The organism is Lactobacillus sp. Sy-1, from assembly GCF_019303535.1.
Lineage (GTDB): Bacteria > Bacillota > Bacilli > Lactobacillales > Lactobacillaceae > Nicoliella.
Window position 1 is genome coordinate 732,576 of record NZ_JACCIU010000001.1, and the last position, 17,581, is coordinate 750,156.

Here is a 17,581-nt window from a genome sequence, read left to right on the forward strand (position 1 = left end):
CCTTCATTCTTTAAACTTAGTTTACTTTAATTTGTCAGAACTAACAATCATTAAATTAGAAATAAATTAGATGTGTTATAATGGTCATTATTATTTCAAAAGAGCTTATTAGCTGCTTTAAAAATCACGGTGGTTATTTTGCGTTTTGCGGGTTGATATTGTTAATGGTAATAATTTAGTTGGTGCCACATAAACAAAATTAGATATTTTTTACGTATTTATCCGTTAGGAAATGTTAAGAAATCAAGACTTATATTTTAATTGAGTTTTGTAAGATGTTATAATGAGTAAATCATCATCATGAAAGGGTTGATTAAATGAGTTCATGCATGTATCGAACTGCTGAAGACAGTGCATTTAATAATGTCTGTACCGACGTGCAAAATCGCTTGGACCGCGGGTTAGAGAAAGCTAGTTTCATTTATGATACTAGTTACCGTCGTTTGATTGGCTGGTTAAAAAGTTATCATCCGGAGGCAAGGGTGGATTACGCTAAATTAGCTGGGATTCACGTTCAAGAACAAGATAATAAATTAATGGCAAAGGATAATCAATCCGAATGGCACCCATTTGGGGCAGCCGATTTTGATGCAATTGCTAGGTATATTAAAACCCACTTTGTAAAACAAGGGGTCATTGTAAAATAGTTAATGATAAAAGACTGCAATTAGCAGTCTTTTTTTGCTATCATATTAGTTGATACTAAACAAAGGGAGCGGAGCACAATCGAACTAAAATGGCGGTACCAAAACCAAACTGGGAATACCTTAAAGAGTTTTTTAAAGCAACATGGCATTAGCCACCGCATGTTTTTGGCCCTCCGTAACGACGGTGAGTTTAAAGTAAATGACCAGCCGATTACCAAGAATGTTGCACTACGTACCAATGACGTAGTGCAGGTCACCTTACCACCTGAAACTAGCGATCCCGCTGTGGCCACCAGTAATCAGCCCATTGAAGTGATTTATGAGGATTCCAACTGGTTAGTGATTAATAAACCAGCTGGGTTGACTTCTGTACCTGGGCCTAGCAATCGGCATGATACGCTAGTAAATCGCATTAAGGGGCACTTAGTGAATCAGGGAAGTTCTGATTTAAGGCCCCACTTGATTACCCGTCTGGACCGGTTCACCAGTGGAGTGGTGTTAGTTGCTAAGCACCGAATTGCGAATAGTTTTGCTAGCCAACAATCAATGAATCACGCAATTGATAAGCACTACCTAGCGTTAGTCAGTGGGCAGTTAGCAACGCCACATGATACAATCAACTTTCCAATTGGCAAGGTAGCTGATGAAGTTCGGCGTCACCGAATGACAGGGGGGCAATCTGCCCGCACGGAATATTGGGTCGTTAAATCGTTCCCTAAGTATAGTGAGGTGCGAATCCAGTTGCACACCGGTCGGACACATCAGATTCGGGTTCACCTTAGTGAAATTGGGCACCCGTTATTGGGTGATCAATTATATGCTGGACCACTCGATGAGGGGATTAAGCGCCAGGCATTGCATGCATTAGATATTAAGTTTTACGATCCATTCCGAAGTCAATTTGTTGAGTACCAAGCCCCACTACCCACTGATATGGCAGCTTTAATTAATAGGGAGGAATAGTCCATGGCTGAACCAAAATTGGCCACCTGCATTGTTGATGACCGAAGTTACCCGATTGAAGCGGGGATGTTTTTGTATGAGCTTGAGAAACCACTCTACAATCAAATTAAAAATGAACACCATTCTGCAACCCCGAAAAGTTTTATTTGTGACCACCATCTACTGGATTACCGGATTGGTAGAATTGATCAGATGATTCATTCAGACGACTTACATAATCAACGGATTAACCGCCGTTTGACCAAGGCGTTGCAGGATGATAACTATGAAGTGACCGATGTCAACAAAATTTTAAGAGATACGCAAACTTTTGGTGAACGGGTTTCCGATGCTGTGGCTCGTTTTGGTGGTAGTTGGACCTTTATTTTAATTTTCGTTGCAATTTTAGTTGTTTGGATGTTCTTGAACGTAACCCACTTATTTGGGGTTAAATTCGATCCGTACCCGTTTATCCTATTAAATCTATTTTTAAGTTGTATCGCGGCCATTCAAGCTCCCATCATCATGATGAGTCAAAATCGTTCTGCTGATCGGGATCGGATGGATGCGGAAAATGACTTTCATGTTAACTTAAAGTCTGAACATGAACTAAGAATTTTACATGCCAAACTAGATCACTTAAACCAAAGCCAACTGCCCCATGCGTTAGAAGTTTCGCGGCTCCAGTTGGAAATGCTGGGTGAAATTAGAGCTGAAATTGAGCGACTGCGTCAAGAGCACGAACGTTTAAATCAAAGTAAGGAGGAATCATAGTAATGGAAGATAATATTAAATTAGGTGATCCGGTGTTTAACAAAATGCTATTCGTCCTAGAAAAGCCAATTACTAAGAAAAACCATAAGTACTATAAGTTTGATAATGAAGAGATGCAAGAAATTGCCACTGGGGTGTGGTCAATGCCCGCCTATATGAAGGAAAACGATGACTATAGTTTATTCTTTATTTTCACGCAGATTGAATCTGGTGAAACGGTGGTGGCATTTTCAGAGGGTCAATTAGATGGAAGTCAGTTTAGCTTGGGCACCCCACTAGTTTCTGGAGAAGGGTTGAACCACTTGGTAGCCCACGATTCCGAAACTGCTGGTCGAATTTTACATTTTCTAAACCAAATTTCAAAGGCCGCTGAAGGAAACTGGCGGATGGTTGAGTAGTGATTAGATGCTTACGAATCGTGAGCATCTTTTTTTAGTTTTTGGTGTTTACATTTTCAAACATGCACGTATAATTATAAGTGAATATGAAAGGAGGCTGATTGAATGGCTGAACATAATCACAACCATGACCATGCGGATGCACTCAGCGGTGGGAAGTTTTTGTTTGTTACCGTTTTAAATGCTCTAATTACGGTCGTTGAATTTATAGGGGGGATTTTTGCTGGTAGTTTATCCTTAATTTCAGATGGGTTTCATAACTTGGGCGATTCGCTATCGGTAGTTTTGAGTTACTATGCCCACCGCATTAGTGGTCGGCAACAGACCAGTCGGAATACATACGGTTTTAAACGGGCGCAGATTATTGCAGCATTTATTAACTCCGTCTTTTTAATCGTTGTCTCTGGATTTTTGATCATTGAAGCAGTGCAAAAATTGATGCATCCTGAAAAAGTTGACGGGGACTTAATGTTCATCGTGGCCGTTATTGGAATGATTGCTAACTTTATTTCAGCGGTGATGTTAAGTCGGGGTGCAAGGGGCAACCTGAATGTGCGTGCTACTTATTTACACTTCTTGAGTGATTCACTATCCTCCGTTGGAATCATTATTGCTGGAATTTTGATTAAGGTCTTTGGGTGGTACTTTACCGACCCCCTAGTTACAATGATTGTGGCCGTTTACATTATTATTGAGACGTGGCCAATTATTAAAAAGACGATTTATATTTTGATGCAGGGAGCTCCTCAGATTGATTGTCAGCATTTAAGGAAAGATATTATGGATATCAATGGGGTTACGAATGTTCATCACGTTCATATTTGGTCAATTGATGAAAATAGCGTTATTTTTTCGGCCCACGTTAATATGGACGATATGCTAATTAGTGATGCTGAGCAAATTTACGAGCCAATCGGTGACATGCTGAAGCAAAAATACAACATTGACCATGTTACGATTCAAGCTGAAGTAGAGCGGGGCAAGCAAGAAGACTTCTTCTTCGACCAGGGGAAAGACATTAAATAAAAAATGGTTTTCAATCATTATTTGATTGAAAACCATTTTAATTAAAGGCCACGTTGAACACTTGCGTATTTATCTTCATACCAGGTATCCCAGTTCTTTTCAGGATGCCCATTATCAAAGTATTTTTGATCAATGTTTTCTAATAGGTGAGCGTATTTGGAGAATCTTTCAGAAACTGAATCGCTAATGATTGTTGATTCGAGGTTAAACCGGTTAATGTAGAGGTCCCGATTAATATCTTGAACCACTCCATCGACATCGTAGTTAGCGATTAATTCCATATTATTATTAGCATATTGGTGCACATAAAAAATTGCAAATTCCTTTACTGCTGTGTGTTTAGCTGAATCATTCAGCTCTTTAAAATCAAACAATTTATCACTCATATAATAACTCTCCTAACTAACAAAACCTAACCATTTATTTAGGTATTAATTTGCTGTATAATTTACATTATATATTGTATTGTTATTTTCGTAAAATAAAACGGAATCTTTTATTCCGTTTTTTGCGAAATGATATGAAAATAGGTGAAATTAATGAGTCCAATGAAGGAAGACTATCTTAAAATCATTTTCGAACTTGGTGGAACGACTAAAAAGGTCTCCAACAAAAGAATCTCGATTGGGCTAAATATCGCCGCTGGTTCCGTTACTGAAATGGTTAATAAACTCGTTGAAGAAGGGTTAGTTTCGCATGAACCTTATTCAGGAGTTTCTTTAACCCCAGCTGGAGTAAAACTAGCTGAGGGGTTAGTTCGTAAGCACCGAATTTGGGAGACTTTTTTAGTGAAGGAGCTAAATTACGACTTGCCAGACGTTCATAATGAGGCTGAACAATTAGAGCATGTTACTAGTCCGCGGCTCTTGAATGCGTTGGATGATAAGCTGGGTAATCCGACCCACTGTCCACACGGCGGGGTAATCCCGACTGCCACTGGAAAGTACTCTGAGGATAGCCATACTTTATTGAACGATGCGGAAGATGGTTCGACGGTGGTGGTTGATCGCTTTATTGATAATCACGACTTACTAACGTATCTAGGTGATATTCAATTGGATATTGGTGATAAGTTAAAGGTCATTGATCATGCTCCATTTGAGGGTCCAATGAGAGTGATTAATATCACTGATAATCAGGAGATTTCAATTAGTTATAAGGCCTCTCACTATGTCTTTGTTAGACCAGTTGAATAGATGATTAATAAAAGGGCGCCCACACTGGGAGCTCTTTTAATACATATTGATTAAAAATTAAGGGTGGTGTTTAAATTGCCGAAACCACGGACTAAAAAGGATGTCCTCGTTGTTGAAACTTGTTTGTTAGCCGGTAAGATTATGATTGAAAACGGGTCTGAAATGAGTCGAGTTACTGATACAATTTATCGAATTGCAGAAAATGCACAGGCATATCAGGCTCGAGCTTACGTTACATTGACTGGGATTATGATGTCGCCCAGCAGTAAGATTGGGGCGCAGATTGCGGTAATTGAAAAGCGAACGTTTAATCTAGAAAAGGTGTCGTTAGTAAATGATTACTCACGACAGTTTGCCGAACATAAGATTACGCTTCAAGAATTCCATAGTCGCTTAGCGTTAATTGAGAAAAACGTGAAAGACTTTCCATTCTGGTTACAAACCCTCTCTGCGGCAATCATTAGTGGAACTCTAGAAGTAGTATTTAGAAATAACCTCCCTGATTTATGGGCCGCCTGTGTGGTTGGAATGTTGGGCTGGATTGCTTATTATATGATTAGTAAGTACATTGCGGTTCAATTCATTAGTGAGTTTCTAGCTGCATTTGTTGTGGCGGTGGCCTCGGTAATTGCAATTAAACTACACCTAGCGAATAGTACTGATGACTTGATTATTGGTGGGATTATGCCGCTAGTGCCTGGGGTGCCAATAACGAACGCCGTCAGGGATGCGCTTTCTGGGAACCTGGTTAGTGGTCCAGCACGGGGGCTAGAGGCCTTTATGATTGCTTGTGCCCTTGGGTTTGGGGTTGCACTGGCGTTGACAATCTTTAAATAGGGAGCTTACTAATGTTTATTTTAAATATCTTCTTCGTATACATTGCGACGGTTTGTTTTGGAATTTTAGTTAACGTTCCTCATCGCGCATTGAATTTAGATGGAATCGTCGGCGTTTTAGGATGGTTAGTTTACTACCTCTATGTTAATCACTTTGGCGGCTACATTGGTGGTAACTTTTTTGGCACGTTTACGATTGGGATTGCTGGAGTGTTAGCGTCCCGATATAAGAAATTACCAGTGATTATATTCAACATTCCAGGATTAGTACCACTAGTTCCTGGTGGGCAAGCGTATCAAGTCATGCGAGATATGGCATTGAATGAATATGGATTGGCTAAGTACAACCTCTTGCAGGTAGCATTCATTGCGGGTTCAATTTCAGCTGGGTTCTTAGTTGCAGAAGTGGTAAATCAACTGTTATTTAAGGCTCGTCATTACCGTTCGCCGCGGCATTATCACCGTGATAAATTAGAAAAAATTGAAAAAAAACGGCATCGCTAGGGAGCAGCGATACCGTTTTTTTGCTATGCTTGTGATAATCCAATGAAAAAACTAACGATTAAGACAATGAGAACGAACATGGTGATGTACACATAGAGCATGTCACGTTCCTTATAAAACGAATAAATTGAAACGATGACTCTTAATACGGGGGTAAGAATTAAGCAGTAAATCCCAAGCATCATGATTGCATATGGCTTTAAAGTGGCCACTCCAGCAAAGATGGCCCGAAAAGAAGTGGGGTGGAAGTTACCAACGTAACCAGACTTTCCCGTAATTACCAACAGCAGCCACCCAATAATCATGATGGTAGCTGAAATGATTACCCCAATCCGCAGAATCTTACCAATTATTAACTCGATACTGTTCATTTCTTGATTTAATTGTTTACTAGGTTGGTCTTTCATTATAGTTTCACCCCAAATCCTTGGAATAGCATGTTAGCACCGATATATAGCAAGATGGGGATGAATACAATTCGGATTAGCTTAGTGGGGAGAATTTGCATAACCCTGGATCCCACTACGGCACCACCTAAAATCCCAATTGCTAATGGAACAGCAATGTTAGGTAAGATGGTTCCATTAAAGAAGTAGACCGTGGCACTAGCTGCAGCGGTTACCCCCATCATTAGGTTACTAGTGGCACTAGATGGTTTTAATGGCATCTTCATAAATGTATCCATTGCAATCACTTTAAATGCTCCGGAACCAATTCCAAGCAGTCCACTAGCGAGGCCAGCTCCAAACATAACGGACATTCCACTGGGAACGTTGGTCACTTGGTAGTCAATGGTTTTCTTTAAATTCTTATCGTAGTAGCTGCCGTTTAACTCTAATTTTTTAGCAATGGCATCTTCTTTGCCGCTTCGATAATCATCAGGTTTCATGCGTAGCTTTCTGAACATATTGAAACCGGAAAAGATAAGTAGTAGTCCAAATAAAACATAGAGGTACTTTGGGTCTAAAACCCCGGTGAGTAGCGAACCTGCTACTGCACCAATGGTGGTGGCAATTTCTAAGAACATCGCCACGCGAAGGTTTAGAACCTCGTCCTTTAAGTAAGCGATCGTAGATCCAGAGCTAGTGGCAATCACCACAATGATACTTGCCCCAATCGCATATTTAATGTTTAAGCCAAAAGCAAGCGTTAAAATTGGGGTAACGATGATTCCACCCCCCAGTCCTAAAATAGCACCAGCGATTCCGGCAAAAACCCCTAGTGCAATCATAATGAGTGCAGTCTCAATCATGATCATCCTCCTAAAATATAGACATTTTGATACATCGTTAATTATATGCTTATTTTTAAATAATTGTAAATTTTTAAAGGCCCAACGAAGTTATTGCTATGGTATAATTACAATGAAATTGTTATATTTCTGGGAGGCTTAATTTAAGTTGTTAATTAATAAGGATATTAACCGAATGTACCGGTTTATTTTATCATTGGGCCTATCGATCGTTTTGACCGGTGGAGTAATGCTCAATAATAATTCTGGTTCTAGTTACCTATCGTTTCTGGATTCTATGGTTGCTAGTGGTATTCAGGGCCAAGAGCAATCTTATAAGCAGGTTATTTATGGGTTTGTGACGTTCTTGGGAAGTCCAAAGATGGACATTCTCTGGATTTTGATTATTGCGTTTTTCCTTTGGACGATTCGCTATCGAATTCCAGCCGTCTGGGCGATTGCAACTTTGATAAGTGGTAATATTTTAGGAGTAATTTTAAAACACATTGTTCAAAGACAACGCCCCTTGTTACACTCTGCTTCTGACACCGGATTTAGTTATCCCAGCGGGCACGTTTTAGGGACGGTGTTGGTAATTAGCGTGGTATGGGTAATTGTGATTCCATTGCTGAAGAGTCGGCGGGCTCAGATAATTGCTAAGACGGTAGCGGTTATCTATGTGGCATTGGTAATGCTGTCGCGGGTCTTTTTAAACGCCCACTACCCAACCGATACGATTGGAGCCTTTTTAGTTGGTTATACCTGGTTCCAATTTTGCGAGTGGCTTTACTATCACTATGCCGGTCGATTAAAAAAGTACCATCCGTTCCAAAAATCCGTTTATTAAAATTAAAAGCATTGCTGAATATTCTTCAGCAATGCTTTTTTTGGATTAAAGTTCGGTTAGCCATTCAATTGCTAATTTGAACCAGTGGGCAACATGGGGATCGTTACTTTCATCGTTCCAGGCGGTTAATTGGTTAGCCATTGCTAAACCGTGGCGGCCATGGTGGAAGATGTGCAGTTCATAATCAACGTGTTTATTTGCAAGCGCCTCAGCGTATTTGATGGCATTCATGGATGGGACGAACGGATCATCAGCAGTATGCCAGATGAACGTTGGAACGTTAGTGGTGGTTACGCCATCTTCCGCTGCGGTTAGTTGTTGATTAGCTTCCCAGTCAGCAATTTTAGCGGAATCCTTTGGGAATCCCAAGTTTAAGTCAATCACCGGATAACTTAGGATTACGGCTCGTGGTTTTAAATTATTTTGGGGATGGACCATTTCTAAAAACTGTGGATCATCGTAGCGGTTATTGAAGGCACTAACTACGAACCCACCAATTGAAAATCCACAGATTACGATGTTATCTGGATCAATGCTCAACTTGGTGGCGTTTTGTTTCAAAAAGTCGACCGATTTAGCAAGTTCTACTAATGGTTGTGGCATTAACGGGTGCTTTTCAGACTCAAAACTATAGCGGAGATAAAAGCTTTGGTACCCCTGGGCTGCAAAGCTTAGGGCGAAGCTTTCCGCCTGTTGATCAGAAATGTGGGTAAATGACCCCCCGGGAACGATAATTACGGCTGGAAACTTAAAGTGTTGGGAATCAGCATCTGATTCTCTAACATAGCCCTTTAAATAGGCGTTTGATTGTGGTAAAAGTGATTGTTGAATGATTTTCATGGGGAACCCCCTATTATTAGAATTGACTATATTGTAACTCATTTGAAGGGAACGGTTAATATGGAACGAATCAAAATTAGGCCGCTAACGATGGCGGATGTGAAGTTCTTTGCTGCCATTGTATCAAATCCGCATGTGACTGACATGTTGGGAATGCATGCAGTTGAAGACGTTAAGGCAGCCCGACAAATATTGAAAATGGAACTAGCAACTGGGATTGGAATTGCGGTAGTTGTTAATGGAGAAATGGTGGGATGTTGTTTTTTATATCCTCAGATAGGGGCCACTGGATTTCCTGATCAAGCGAATCGTGAAATTGGTTTAATGATGAATTATGATTATCAGGGGCGTGGAATTATGGGAACAGCTCTGAAAATGATATTAGCTGAAGTTAGTCGCCAACATAATTTAAAAACAATCACCGCTAACGTTAAAAGTTCTAATATCATTTCGCTGCATCTTTTAAAACGGAACAATTTTAAAATTAACGGCGTTTTTAATGACTTTTTAGGACAAAAAATAATCCAATTGAAAACAAAGTTTGTAAACGAATCTTAAAAAAGATATAATAATTACTAATCAAATTATCTAAGAAGAGGTGCGGACCTCATCAGTATCTATTGGGAGTTGAAAAAGCAACGTTGATCGATAGTGAAAGGGGGGTCTGCCGAAGTCTAAAGCGGCTTTTTCTACTTTAGACTGGGGCTTAGTTTAATAAGCTAAGAACTGTCGTGAATTTTTCACGGAGTGCTTTCGATAGTTGTAATGGCTATAAGTACAATTGTGGTGTTCACTTCTTGGTTAGAAGTGGGCATTTTTTAAAATCCTGAACTTCTTAAATAATGATTTTTGGAGGAATTTGATATGGATAAAAAGGAACAAGATGGTGGGGTCAAAAGAAAATTAAAAACCCGTCATGTTTCAATGATCTCACTAGGTGGTTCAATTGGAACCGGGTTATTTGTTACTAGTGGCTCCACTGTTTCACAGGCAGGGCCTGGTGGTGCTTTAGTTGCATATATTTTAATGGGTTTAATGGTTTATTTTCTGATGACTAGTTTAGGAGAGATGGCTACCAATACCCCGGTTAGTGGTTCGTTTGCTGAATATGCCGGAAAGTATGTTGATCCAGCCCTTGGGTTTGCGATGGGGTGGAACTATTGGTTTAACTGGGCAATTACTGTTGCCGTTGACATTAGCACCGCAGCTTTGGTTATGAAGTTTTGGATGCCAAACGTACCGAGTTGGATTTTTAGTGGTGGTGTTTTGATTTTAATTTTCCTTATTAATGCTGCTTCAGTAGGGGCGTTTGGTGAAATTGAGTATTGGTTATCCCTAATTAAAGTTGCAACCATTATTATCTTCTTGATTGTTGGATTATTGACGATTGTTGGAATTATGGGTGGCGGTAGTGCCGTTGGGCTTAGTAACTTTACTTATAAGCAAGCTCCATTCGTAGGTGGAATTCCAGCGATGCTTTCCGTATTCGTTGTTGCCGGATTCTCATTCCAAGGAACTGAATTGGTTGGGATTACTGCTGGTGAATCTGACGATCCAAAGCACAGTGTACCAAAGGCCATTAGCGAAGTTTTTTGGAGAATTATTTTATTCTACATCCTAGCAATCTTTGTGATTGCAGCATTGATTCCATACACTAGCCCAAATCTGTTAGGATCAAGTGCTAGTGACATTGCAATTAGTCCATTTACATTAGTATTCAAACGGGCTGGACTTGCTGCTGCTGCAGGAGTGATGAATGCAGTTATTTTAATTTCAGTGATTTCATCCGCTAATTCAGGAATGTATGCATCAACTCGGATGCTGTACTCAATGTCAGACGGAACTTTTGCCCCTAAAATGTTCGGTAAGACCGATCGCCGTGGAATTCCAGTTTCTGCGCTTGTAATTACCACAGTAATTGCATTAGCCACCTTCATTACTAGTTTTGCTGGTCCTGAAATTTACCTCTGGTTAGTTGCTGCTTCAGGGTTAACTGGTTTTATTGCTTGGGTTGGAATTGCCATTTCTCACTTTAGATTCAGACGGGCATTTGTAAAACAAGGCCATTCTGTGAGTGAACTTGCCTACCACGCTAAGCTATTCCCTGTTGGGCCAGTTTTGACTTTAGTCCTTTGTATCTTAATCATTATTGGTCAAGACTTGTCGGCGTTTTCGAACTTTAACTGGAAGGAAATTGGAATTACTTACATTAGTGTTCCGCTAGTATTAATTCTATACATCTTCTATAAAGTTAGGCATCATACTAAGTTGATTCCGCTAGATAAGGTGGATGTTAGTCCGGTTTCCAAAGCGACAATCGATAGTGAAAAATAATCTCAAAAGTTATCCTATTTTCAGGATAACTTTTTTTGTGCAAAAATATTGCTAATTAAGGACGGATATAATATGATAATAGTGATTAAATACTAGATTAAAACACAATGTATGTTTATTAAGTAGACGTCTAAGAGATGTAGTGGTTGGTGTAAACTACAGGTCGAAAATTCCGACATATTAATGAGTGGGCAGGTAATGCTGCACGGTTGGTGGCCGTTATCACAGATGAGTTGTCCGATTGATTTCGGGAACTTGGGTGGTACCGCGAAAAGCAGGCTTTCGTCCCAATGACGAAGCCTGCTTTTTTATATTTTTAGGAGGGATTTTCCAATGTTAGACATGAAGTTGATTAGAAACAACGAACAATGGTTTAAGGAAAAGATGGCAACACGGGGCATTGATGAAAAGCAAATTGATGAACTACTGGCACTTGATCAAAATCGCCGTGACATTTTAGTTAAGGTTGAAAGTTTAAAGGCCGAAAGAAATAAGGTTTCAGATGATATTGCTAAGATGAAGCGTGCTAAAGAAGATGCTAGCGGACCAATTAACCGAATGAAAGAAGTCGGTGCTGAAATCAAGGAATTAGATGAACAAGAACAAGAAGTATCAGCTAAGCAAAGTGATTTAGCTGCGCACCTTCCTAACATCCCAAATGACGACGATCCAGTTGGGCTAACTGAAGAGGGGGCAAAAGAACTCCGCAAAGTTGGTACTCCTCGTGAATTCACTGATTTTAAGCCTAAAAACCACTGGGAAATTGGTGAAAGCCTTGGAATCTTGAACTTTGAACGGAGCGCAAAGGTAGCTGGAAGCCGTTTTGTTTACTACGTTGGAGCTGGTTCATTGCTTGAACGGGCAATTTACAATTTCTTCTTGGACCAAAATACCAATGCTGGATATGAAGAAATTATTCCTCCATACATGGTTAATTCAGAATCAATGTTTGGAACGGGGCAATTCCCTAAGTTCTTGGAAAAGAAGGCTGGGTTTGAAATTGCAGATAGTGATCTAACCATGATTCCAACTGCTGAAGTACCATTGGTTAACTACTACCGGGGCGAAGTAATTCCAGAAGATAAGCTTCCCGTTAAATTTACAGCATTAAGTCCAGCTTTCCGTTCCGAAGCTGGGAGTGCTGGTCGTGATACCCGTGGTTTGATTCGTTTACACCAATTTAATAAGGTGGAAATGGTTCAATTTACCAAGCCAGAGGAATCTTGGGCTGCATTAGAAGAGCTTACTCACCAAGCTGAAAGTCTTCTTAAGTTATTAAAGATTCCATACCATGTAATTACGCTAACAACTGGTGATATGAGTTTTACTGCTGCAATGACTCACGACATTGAAGTTTGGATGCCCGCTCAAAACTGTTATCGTGAAATCTCAAGTTGTTCTAACACTACTGACTTCCAAGCACGGCGGGCTAAAATTCAATACCGGGATGAAAGTGGTAAGCTACAGTTTGTCCACACTTTAAATGGTTCAGGATTAGCTGTTGGTCGGACCGTTGCTGCAATTTTGGAAAACTTCCAAAATGAAGATGGAACGGTTAACATTCCAGAAGTGCTTCAACCATACATGCATGGCATGAAAAAAATTGAGAAACAAGATTTATTCTAAAACGTTGATGTAATAGCGTTTTGAAGGTGAGGATTAGGGATTGTGTTCCTAATCCTTATTTTTTTTGCAAAAAAGGGTAGCTTTTTTAGATAATCTATTATATACTAGTTTTTGTTGATTTTTACTGATTGCTTTTCAGATGAAAGGCGAAAATAAAAAAAGTTGTTGACATTGTTTCTACTAAGTGATATTATTAAATAGTTGCTTAAGTCAATAAGCGTTTAAGACCTCGGAGGATTAGCTCAGTTGGGAGAGCATCTGCCTTACAAGCAGGAGGTCACAGGTTCGAGCCCTGTATCCTCCATTTTTTATTTTCACGAGCCGTTAGCTCAGCCGGTAGAGCATCTGACTTTTAATCAGAGGGTCGGGAGTTCGAACCTCCCACGGCTCATTAACATTTTAATAATATGCGGGCGTGGCGGAACTGGCAGACGCGCTAGATTTAGGTTCTAGTGTCCTTTGGACATGGGGGTTCGAGTCCCTTCGCCCGCACTTACCAATTTGCCGACTTAGCTCAGTTGGTTAGAGCGCATCACTAGTAATGATGAGGTCGGGCGTTCGAATCGTCTAGTCGGCATTTTTGTGCGGAAGTAGTTCAGTGGTAGAACATCACCTTGCCATGGTGGGGGTCGCGGGTTCGAATCCCGTCTTCCGCTTTTTATTTTATATTAAATAAATCATAGCCTGCCGGGGTGGCGGAATTGGCAGACGCACAGGACTTAAAATCCTGCGGTTAGTGATAACCGTACCGGTTCGATCCCGGTCCTCGGCATTTTTTATTTTTAATAACATTTTGCACCCATAGCGCAACTGGATAGAGTGTCTGACTACGAATCAGAAGGTTGTAGGTTCGACTCCTACTGGGTGCATTTTTTTGTTTCTTCTACTATAATGAGTAGAGAGATGAAATCATTTCGGGAAGTAGCTCAGCTTGGTAGAGCACTTGGTTTGGGACCAAGGGGTCGCAGGTTCGAATCCTGTCTTCCCGATCGAGTCTCACAGTTAAATAGTTCAGAAACATCGGGAAATAGCTCAGCTTGGTAGAGCGCTGCGTTCGGGACGCAGAGGTCGCAAGTTCGAATCTTGTTTTCCCGATTTTTTTGTCTCTAAATTTAACGAACAAAATACTTTTATTTCACTAGTTAATTTCTTATAATATTAGTCAAGATTAGTCAGAGATGAGATGAGGATAATGCAGTCAAAAAATGTTTCAGATATTATCGAAAAATATTTAAAGCAGATTTTAGCTGAGGCTAGCCATGTCGAAATTCGGCGCTCAGAGGTTGCGGATCTTTTTCATGTTGTCCCCTCACAGATTAACTACGTTATTAAGACTCGGTTTACCATCCAAAACGGCTACGTAGTTGAAAGTAAGCGTGGCGGTGGTGGATACATTAGGATCGAGAAGGTAAAGTTACTAGATAATATAGAAGTGTTAGACTCATTACTAGATATAATTGGGACTAGTATTTCCGAAAGGGACGGTGGTTCGATTGTTAAAACGTTGTATCACAGTCAATTGCTTACTAGTAAGGAAGCTAGGATTATCCTAGCAGCAATTGATAAGGATAGTCTGATGATTAATAATGATATCGAAACAGCGAATCGTTTAAGGTCACAGATTCTATCTTCAGTGTTGAATCATTTAAGATTCGAAGATTAGGAAACGGAAAGCGAGGCACATTTTATGGATAACCTATTTACTCCAAGCGCGCGTAACGTATTAGTAATTGCACAAGAACAAGCTAAAAACTTTAGACATCAAGCAGTTGGCACTGAACACCTTCTGTTAGCATTGACCTTAGAACCAAATGGAATTGCTTATAGTGTATTAACCCAATTTCAAATTCACGATGAGGACATTCGGACTGAAATCGAACGGGTGACTGGCTTTGGTAACGTTGAAGGACTGGATAGTTCTTCATATCTTCCTTATTCACCAAAGGCTAAGGACATCTTAGCCCTAGCCGGGACGATTGCTAGAAAATATGGTTCCAATAAGGTTGGGACCGAACACCTACTACTAGCACTAGTAAGTGATGAAGCAATTCTATCCGCTAGAATCTTCATCACCCTTGGTGCTGCACCAAAGGCAATTAGAATGTCAACCCTTAGAAAGATGGGGGTTAGCTCCATTTCTGGGAAGAACGGTTCATTCGGCAATAAAAAGAACCGGAATGCTCCTAAGGGCAATACACCAACCCTAGATTCACTAGCGACCGATTTGACTGAGGTAGCTCGTGAGGATCGACTAGACCCAACTGTTGGTCGTGAAAAGGAAGTTAAAAGAGTGGTTCAAATCCTTAGTCGGCGGACGAAGAATAACCCTGTCTTAATTGGTGAACCTGGGGTTGGAAAAACTGCCATTGCCGAAGGATTGGCTCAAAAGATTATTAACGGTAGCGTTCCAGAAGATATGACTGACAAGCGGTTAATGATGCTTGATATGGGCTCGTTGGTTGCTGGAACTAAATATCGTGGTGAGTTCGAAAGTCGCCTTAAGAAGGTCATTAAGGAAATTAAGGATAGTGGCAACATCATTCTATTTGTTGATGAATTGCATACTCTAGTTGGTGCAGGTGGTGCTGAAGGCGCAATTGATGCTTCCAACATCTTGAAGCCTTCATTAGCTCGTGGTGAGCTCCAAATGATTGGTGCTACAACATTAAATGAATACCAAAAATATATCGAATCAGATACAGCATTAGAAAGAAGATTTGCAACGGTTCAAGTTGATGAACCATCACCAGAAGAAACGGTACAAATTTTGAAGGGGATTCGGCCTAAGTATGAAGAACATCACCACGTTCAAATTACTGACGACGCAATTGAAAAGGCAGTTGAACTTTCTAACCGCTACATCCAAAGTCGTTTCCTCCCTGACAAGGCGATTGATTTAATGGATGAAGCTGCTGCTAAGGTTAGAATTAACGAACAACCTGCTAAGTTGTCTGCAAACCGAGCAAAATTGAACCAGCTAGATACTGAAAAGGAACAGGCAATTGAAGCCCAGGACTTTGATCGGGCCGTTAAAATTAGACAACAGGCTAAGGCCGTTGCTGTGAAGGTGGAAGCTGAAGAAGCTAAGCGAAAGCAAGCTCACGAAGACAATGAATATTCATTGAAGGAAACTGGTCAAGACATCGCTGAAGTAGTTGCTCAATGGACTGGAATTCCAGTAACCCAACTCAAGAAGACTGATGCTGACAGACTAATTAACCTAGAAGACGTGTTGCACAAACGGGTTGTAGGTCAAGATGAAGCTGTGTCTGCAGTGGCCCGTGCAATTAGAAGAGCACGCAGTGGCCTTAAAGATCCTAATAAGCCAATTGGTTCCTTTATGTTCCTTGGTCCTACTGGGGTCGGGAAGACCGAATTGGCTAAGGATTTAGCAGAAGCAATGTTTGGTTCTGAAAACGACATGATTAGAGTTGATATGTCTGAATACATGGAAAAGTACTCTACTAGTCGGTTGATTGGTTCTGCCCCTGGTTATGTGGGTTATGAAGAGGGGGGCCAACTAACTGAAAAGGTTAGACAGCATCCTTATTCGGTGGTTCTTCTCGATGAAGTTGAAAAAGCCCATCCAGATGTTTTCAATCTACTATTACAAGTGTTAGATGATGGTTACCTTACTGATTCGAAGGGTCGGAAGGTTGATTTCAGAAACACGGTTATTATTATGACTTCGAACTTGGGTGCTACTACGCTTAAGTACAAGAAGACCGTTGGATTTGGAGCTGAAAAGGCTGATGCTGATGATTACAAAGCGATGTCCGCAACCATCAAAGAACAATTAAAGAAGTATTTCAGACCTGAATTCTTGAACCGAATTGATGAAGTGGTAATCTTCCACTCCCTTAACAAGCAACAACTCCATGATATTGTGAAGTTGATGGCTCAAGATCTCCTTGAAAGAATTTCTGAACAAGGGATTAAGGTTAAGCTTACATCAGCTGCCATCGATGTGGTTGCTGAAGCCGGGTTTGATCCTCAATATGGGGCTCGACCAATCAGACGGGCATTGCAAACCAAAGTTGAAGATCAGCTAAGTGAAACGATGCTATCAGGACAAGTTGCAACTGGTGACTCACTAACGATTGGTGCTAGTCATGGTAAAATTAAAATTAGTGTCAAAAGTGGGAATCAAAAATCTACAAATAAGTAAAATGAACTAATCAAAAAAAGAGGAAGTAATTCCTCTTTTTTTGAGCTTTATATATTGACATTTACTATTAATATGAGTAATATAGCATTATATAACTACGAATTGAAATGAGTTCTTGCGATCTATTGTCCGGAAGAGCTCCTATATCCCCCAAAGTTGAGATTATTGAATCTGTTTTGGGGATTTTTTTTGCCCTAAATGAGTGAAAAAGT

General features: G+C 40.3%; 18 protein-coding genes, 9 tRNA genes and 1 riboswitch. Of the genes, 23 read left to right on the top strand and 4 right to left on the bottom strand.

Annotated features, from left to right (window positions below):
* Nucleotides 1-317 precede the first annotated feature (317 nt).
* The 5 genes from HZL42_RS02730 to HZL42_RS02750 all read left to right on the top strand — a co-directional run bounded on the left by HZL42_RS02730 (nt 318) and on the right by HZL42_RS02750 (nt 3,787).
* Nucleotides 318-647, top strand: coding sequence for a hypothetical protein (locus HZL42_RS02730; RefSeq protein WP_219054174.1), 330 nt, complete (start codon nt 318-320; stop codon nt 645-647).
* A 78-nt stretch (nt 648-725) separates the two neighbouring features.
* Nucleotides 726-1,610: an RluA family pseudouridine synthase gene (locus tag HZL42_RS02735; RefSeq protein WP_219282843.1), complete on the top strand. Its 885-nt coding sequence runs from the start codon at nt 726-728 to the stop codon at nt 1,608-1,610.
* A 3-nt stretch (nt 1,611-1,613) separates the two neighbouring features.
* Nucleotides 1,614-2,363, top strand: coding sequence for a DUF1003 domain-containing protein (locus tag HZL42_RS02740; protein ID WP_219054175.1), 750 nt, complete (start codon nt 1,614-1,616; stop codon nt 2,361-2,363).
* Nucleotides 2,364-2,365: 2 nt separating this feature from the next.
* Nucleotides 2,366-2,761 carry a hypothetical protein gene (locus tag HZL42_RS02745; protein ID WP_219054176.1) on the top strand — a complete coding sequence of 132 codons (396 nt, stop codon included), beginning with the start codon at nt 2,366-2,368 and terminating at the stop codon, nt 2,759-2,761.
* A 105-nt stretch (nt 2,762-2,866) separates the two neighbouring features.
* A complete protein-coding gene (locus HZL42_RS02750; protein ID WP_219054177.1) occupies nt 2,867-3,787 on the top strand; it encodes a cation diffusion facilitator family transporter in 921 nt (306 codons plus the stop codon).
* A 41-nt stretch (nt 3,788-3,828) separates the two neighbouring features.
* Here the strand turns inward: HZL42_RS02750 and HZL42_RS02755 are convergent, their stop codons facing one another.
* Nucleotides 3,829-4,173, bottom strand: a complete 345-nt coding sequence (locus tag HZL42_RS02755) for a hypothetical protein (protein WP_219054178.1) — start codon at nt 4,171-4,173, stop codon at nt 3,829-3,831.
* 153 nt (nt 4,174-4,326) lie between these two features.
* Between HZL42_RS02755 and HZL42_RS02760 the strand changes: the two genes are divergently transcribed.
* The 3 genes from HZL42_RS02760 to HZL42_RS02770 all read left to right on the top strand — a co-directional run bounded on the left by HZL42_RS02760 (nt 4,327) and on the right by HZL42_RS02770 (nt 6,323).
* Nucleotides 4,327-4,983: a metal-dependent transcriptional regulator gene (locus HZL42_RS02760; RefSeq protein WP_219054179.1), complete on the top strand. Its 657-nt coding sequence runs from the start codon at nt 4,327-4,329 to the stop codon at nt 4,981-4,983.
* A 66-nt stretch (nt 4,984-5,049) separates the two neighbouring features.
* Complete coding sequence (locus tag HZL42_RS02765) at nt 5,050-5,820, top strand: threonine/serine exporter family protein (protein WP_370629292.1); 771 nt, start codon at nt 5,050-5,052, stop codon at nt 5,818-5,820.
* An 11-nt stretch (nt 5,821-5,831) separates the two neighbouring features.
* Nucleotides 5,832-6,323 (top strand): threonine/serine exporter family protein, encoded by a 492-nt coding sequence (locus tag HZL42_RS02770; RefSeq protein WP_219054180.1) that lies wholly within the window; start codon nt 5,832-5,834, stop codon nt 6,321-6,323.
* A 23-nt stretch (nt 6,324-6,346) separates the two neighbouring features.
* On the opposite strand, the gene HZL42_RS02775 is transcribed toward HZL42_RS02770, so the two are convergent.
* The gene (locus tag HZL42_RS02775) at nt 6,347-6,730 is read right to left on the bottom strand and encodes a DUF1634 domain-containing protein (protein ID WP_219054181.1); all 384 of its coding nucleotides are present in this window, start codon (nt 6,728-6,730) and stop codon (nt 6,347-6,349) included.
* Nucleotides 6,730-7,575 (bottom strand): sulfite exporter TauE/SafE family protein, encoded by an 846-nt coding sequence (locus HZL42_RS02780; protein ID WP_219054182.1) that lies wholly within the window; start codon nt 7,573-7,575, stop codon nt 6,730-6,732. The genes HZL42_RS02775 and HZL42_RS02780 overlap by 1 nt, the downstream gene beginning before the upstream one ends.
* Nucleotides 7,576-7,723: 148 nt before the next feature.
* Between HZL42_RS02780 and HZL42_RS02785 the strand changes: the two genes are divergently transcribed.
* Entirely contained in the window at nt 7,724-8,401 is a 678-nt protein-coding gene (locus HZL42_RS02785; RefSeq protein WP_219054183.1) for a phosphatase PAP2 family protein, read from the top strand.
* Between the two features lie 45 nt (nt 8,402-8,446).
* Here HZL42_RS02785 and HZL42_RS02790 read toward each other — a convergent pair whose 3' ends face one another.
* The gene (locus HZL42_RS02790) at nt 8,447-9,241 is read right to left on the bottom strand and encodes an alpha/beta hydrolase (protein WP_219054184.1); all 795 of its coding nucleotides are present in this window, start codon (nt 9,239-9,241) and stop codon (nt 8,447-8,449) included.
* 60 nt (nt 9,242-9,301) lie between these two features.
* On the opposite strand from HZL42_RS02790, the gene HZL42_RS02795 reads away from it, so the two are divergent.
* From HZL42_RS02795 to HZL42_RS02860, 14 genes are all read left to right on the top strand, one after another.
* Nucleotides 9,302-9,799, top strand: coding sequence for a GNAT family N-acetyltransferase (locus HZL42_RS02795; protein ID WP_219054185.1), 498 nt, complete (start codon nt 9,302-9,304; stop codon nt 9,797-9,799).
* 27 nt (nt 9,800-9,826) lie between these two features.
* Nucleotides 9,827-10,002, top strand: a riboswitch (Lysine riboswitch).
* Between the two features lie 103 nt (nt 10,003-10,105).
* Entirely contained in the window at nt 10,106-11,575 is a 1,470-nt protein-coding gene (locus HZL42_RS02800) for an amino acid permease (RefSeq protein ID WP_219054186.1), read from the top strand.
* A gap of 333 nt (nt 11,576-11,908) precedes the next feature.
* On the top strand, nt 11,909-13,201 hold the full coding sequence (gene serS / locus HZL42_RS02805) for a serine--tRNA ligase (protein ID WP_219054187.1): 1,293 nt from the start codon (nt 11,909-11,911) through the stop codon (nt 13,199-13,201).
* Nucleotides 13,202-13,432: 231 nt separating this feature from the next.
* Nucleotides 13,433-13,505: transfer RNA gene (locus HZL42_RS02810), tRNA-Val, on the top strand.
* 14 nt (nt 13,506-13,519) lie between these two features.
* Nucleotides 13,520-13,592 (top strand) — tRNA-Lys (locus HZL42_RS02815).
* 18 nt (nt 13,593-13,610) lie between these two features.
* A tRNA-Leu gene (locus HZL42_RS02820) sits at nt 13,611-13,693 on the top strand.
* A gap of 11 nt (nt 13,694-13,704) precedes the next feature.
* Nucleotides 13,705-13,778: transfer RNA gene (locus HZL42_RS02825), tRNA-Thr, on the top strand.
* Between the two features lie 7 nt (nt 13,779-13,785).
* Nucleotides 13,786-13,857, top strand: a tRNA-Gly gene (locus tag HZL42_RS02830).
* Between the two features lie 30 nt (nt 13,858-13,887).
* A tRNA-Leu gene (locus tag HZL42_RS02835) sits at nt 13,888-13,973 on the top strand.
* Between the two features lie 23 nt (nt 13,974-13,996).
* Nucleotides 13,997-14,070: transfer RNA gene (locus HZL42_RS02840), tRNA-Arg, on the top strand.
* A gap of 46 nt (nt 14,071-14,116) precedes the next feature.
* A tRNA-Pro gene (locus HZL42_RS02845) sits at nt 14,117-14,190 on the top strand.
* Between the two features lie 32 nt (nt 14,191-14,222).
* A tRNA-Pro gene (locus tag HZL42_RS02850) sits at nt 14,223-14,296 on the top strand.
* Nucleotides 14,297-14,393: 97 nt separating this feature from the next.
* Complete coding sequence (locus tag HZL42_RS02855) at nt 14,394-14,864, top strand: CtsR family transcriptional regulator (protein WP_219054188.1); 471 nt, start codon at nt 14,394-14,396, stop codon at nt 14,862-14,864.
* Nucleotides 14,865-14,888: 24 nt separating this feature from the next.
* Complete coding sequence (locus HZL42_RS02860) at nt 14,889-17,369, top strand: ATP-dependent Clp protease ATP-binding subunit (RefSeq protein WP_219054189.1); 2,481 nt, start codon at nt 14,889-14,891, stop codon at nt 17,367-17,369.
* The last annotated feature ends 212 nt before the right edge of the window (nt 17,370-17,581 follow it).

Coding starts and splice junctions, on each gene's coding strand:
- serS (WP_219054187.1), top strand. CDS start 11,909: ATGTTAGACATGAAGTTGATTAGAAACAACGAACAATGGTTTAAGGAA.
- HZL42_RS02730 (WP_219054174.1), top strand. CDS start 318: ATGAGTTCATGCATGTATCGAACTGCTGAAGACAGTGCATTTAATAAT.
- HZL42_RS02750 (WP_219054177.1), top strand. CDS start 2,867: ATGGCTGAACATAATCACAACCATGACCATGCGGATGCACTCAGCGGT.
- HZL42_RS02795 (WP_219054185.1), top strand. CDS start 9,302: ATGGAACGAATCAAAATTAGGCCGCTAACGATGGCGGATGTGAAGTTC.
- HZL42_RS02740 (WP_219054175.1), top strand. CDS start 1,614: ATGGCTGAACCAAAATTGGCCACCTGCATTGTTGATGACCGAAGTTAC.
- HZL42_RS02800 (WP_219054186.1), top strand. CDS start 10,106: ATGGATAAAAAGGAACAAGATGGTGGGGTCAAAAGAAAATTAAAAACC.
- HZL42_RS02745 (WP_219054176.1), top strand. CDS start 2,366: ATGGAAGATAATATTAAATTAGGTGATCCGGTGTTTAACAAAATGCTA.
- HZL42_RS02780 (WP_219054182.1), bottom strand. CDS start 7,575: ATGATTGAGACTGCACTCATTATGATTGCACTAGGGGTTTTTGCCGGA.
- HZL42_RS02775 (WP_219054181.1), bottom strand. CDS start 6,730: ATGAAAGACCAACCTAGTAAACAATTAAATCAAGAAATGAACAGTATC.
- HZL42_RS02860 (WP_219054189.1), top strand. CDS start 14,889: ATGGATAACCTATTTACTCCAAGCGCGCGTAACGTATTAGTAATTGCA.
- HZL42_RS02760 (WP_219054179.1), top strand. CDS start 4,327: ATGAGTCCAATGAAGGAAGACTATCTTAAAATCATTTTCGAACTTGGT.
- HZL42_RS02855 (WP_219054188.1), top strand. CDS start 14,394: ATGCAGTCAAAAAATGTTTCAGATATTATCGAAAAATATTTAAAGCAG.
- HZL42_RS02790 (WP_219054184.1), bottom strand. CDS start 9,241: ATGAAAATCATTCAACAATCACTTTTACCACAATCAAACGCCTATTTA.
- HZL42_RS02770 (WP_219054180.1), top strand. CDS start 5,832: ATGTTTATTTTAAATATCTTCTTCGTATACATTGCGACGGTTTGTTTT.
- HZL42_RS02755 (WP_219054178.1), bottom strand. CDS start 4,173: ATGAGTGATAAATTGTTTGATTTTAAAGAGCTGAATGATTCAGCTAAA.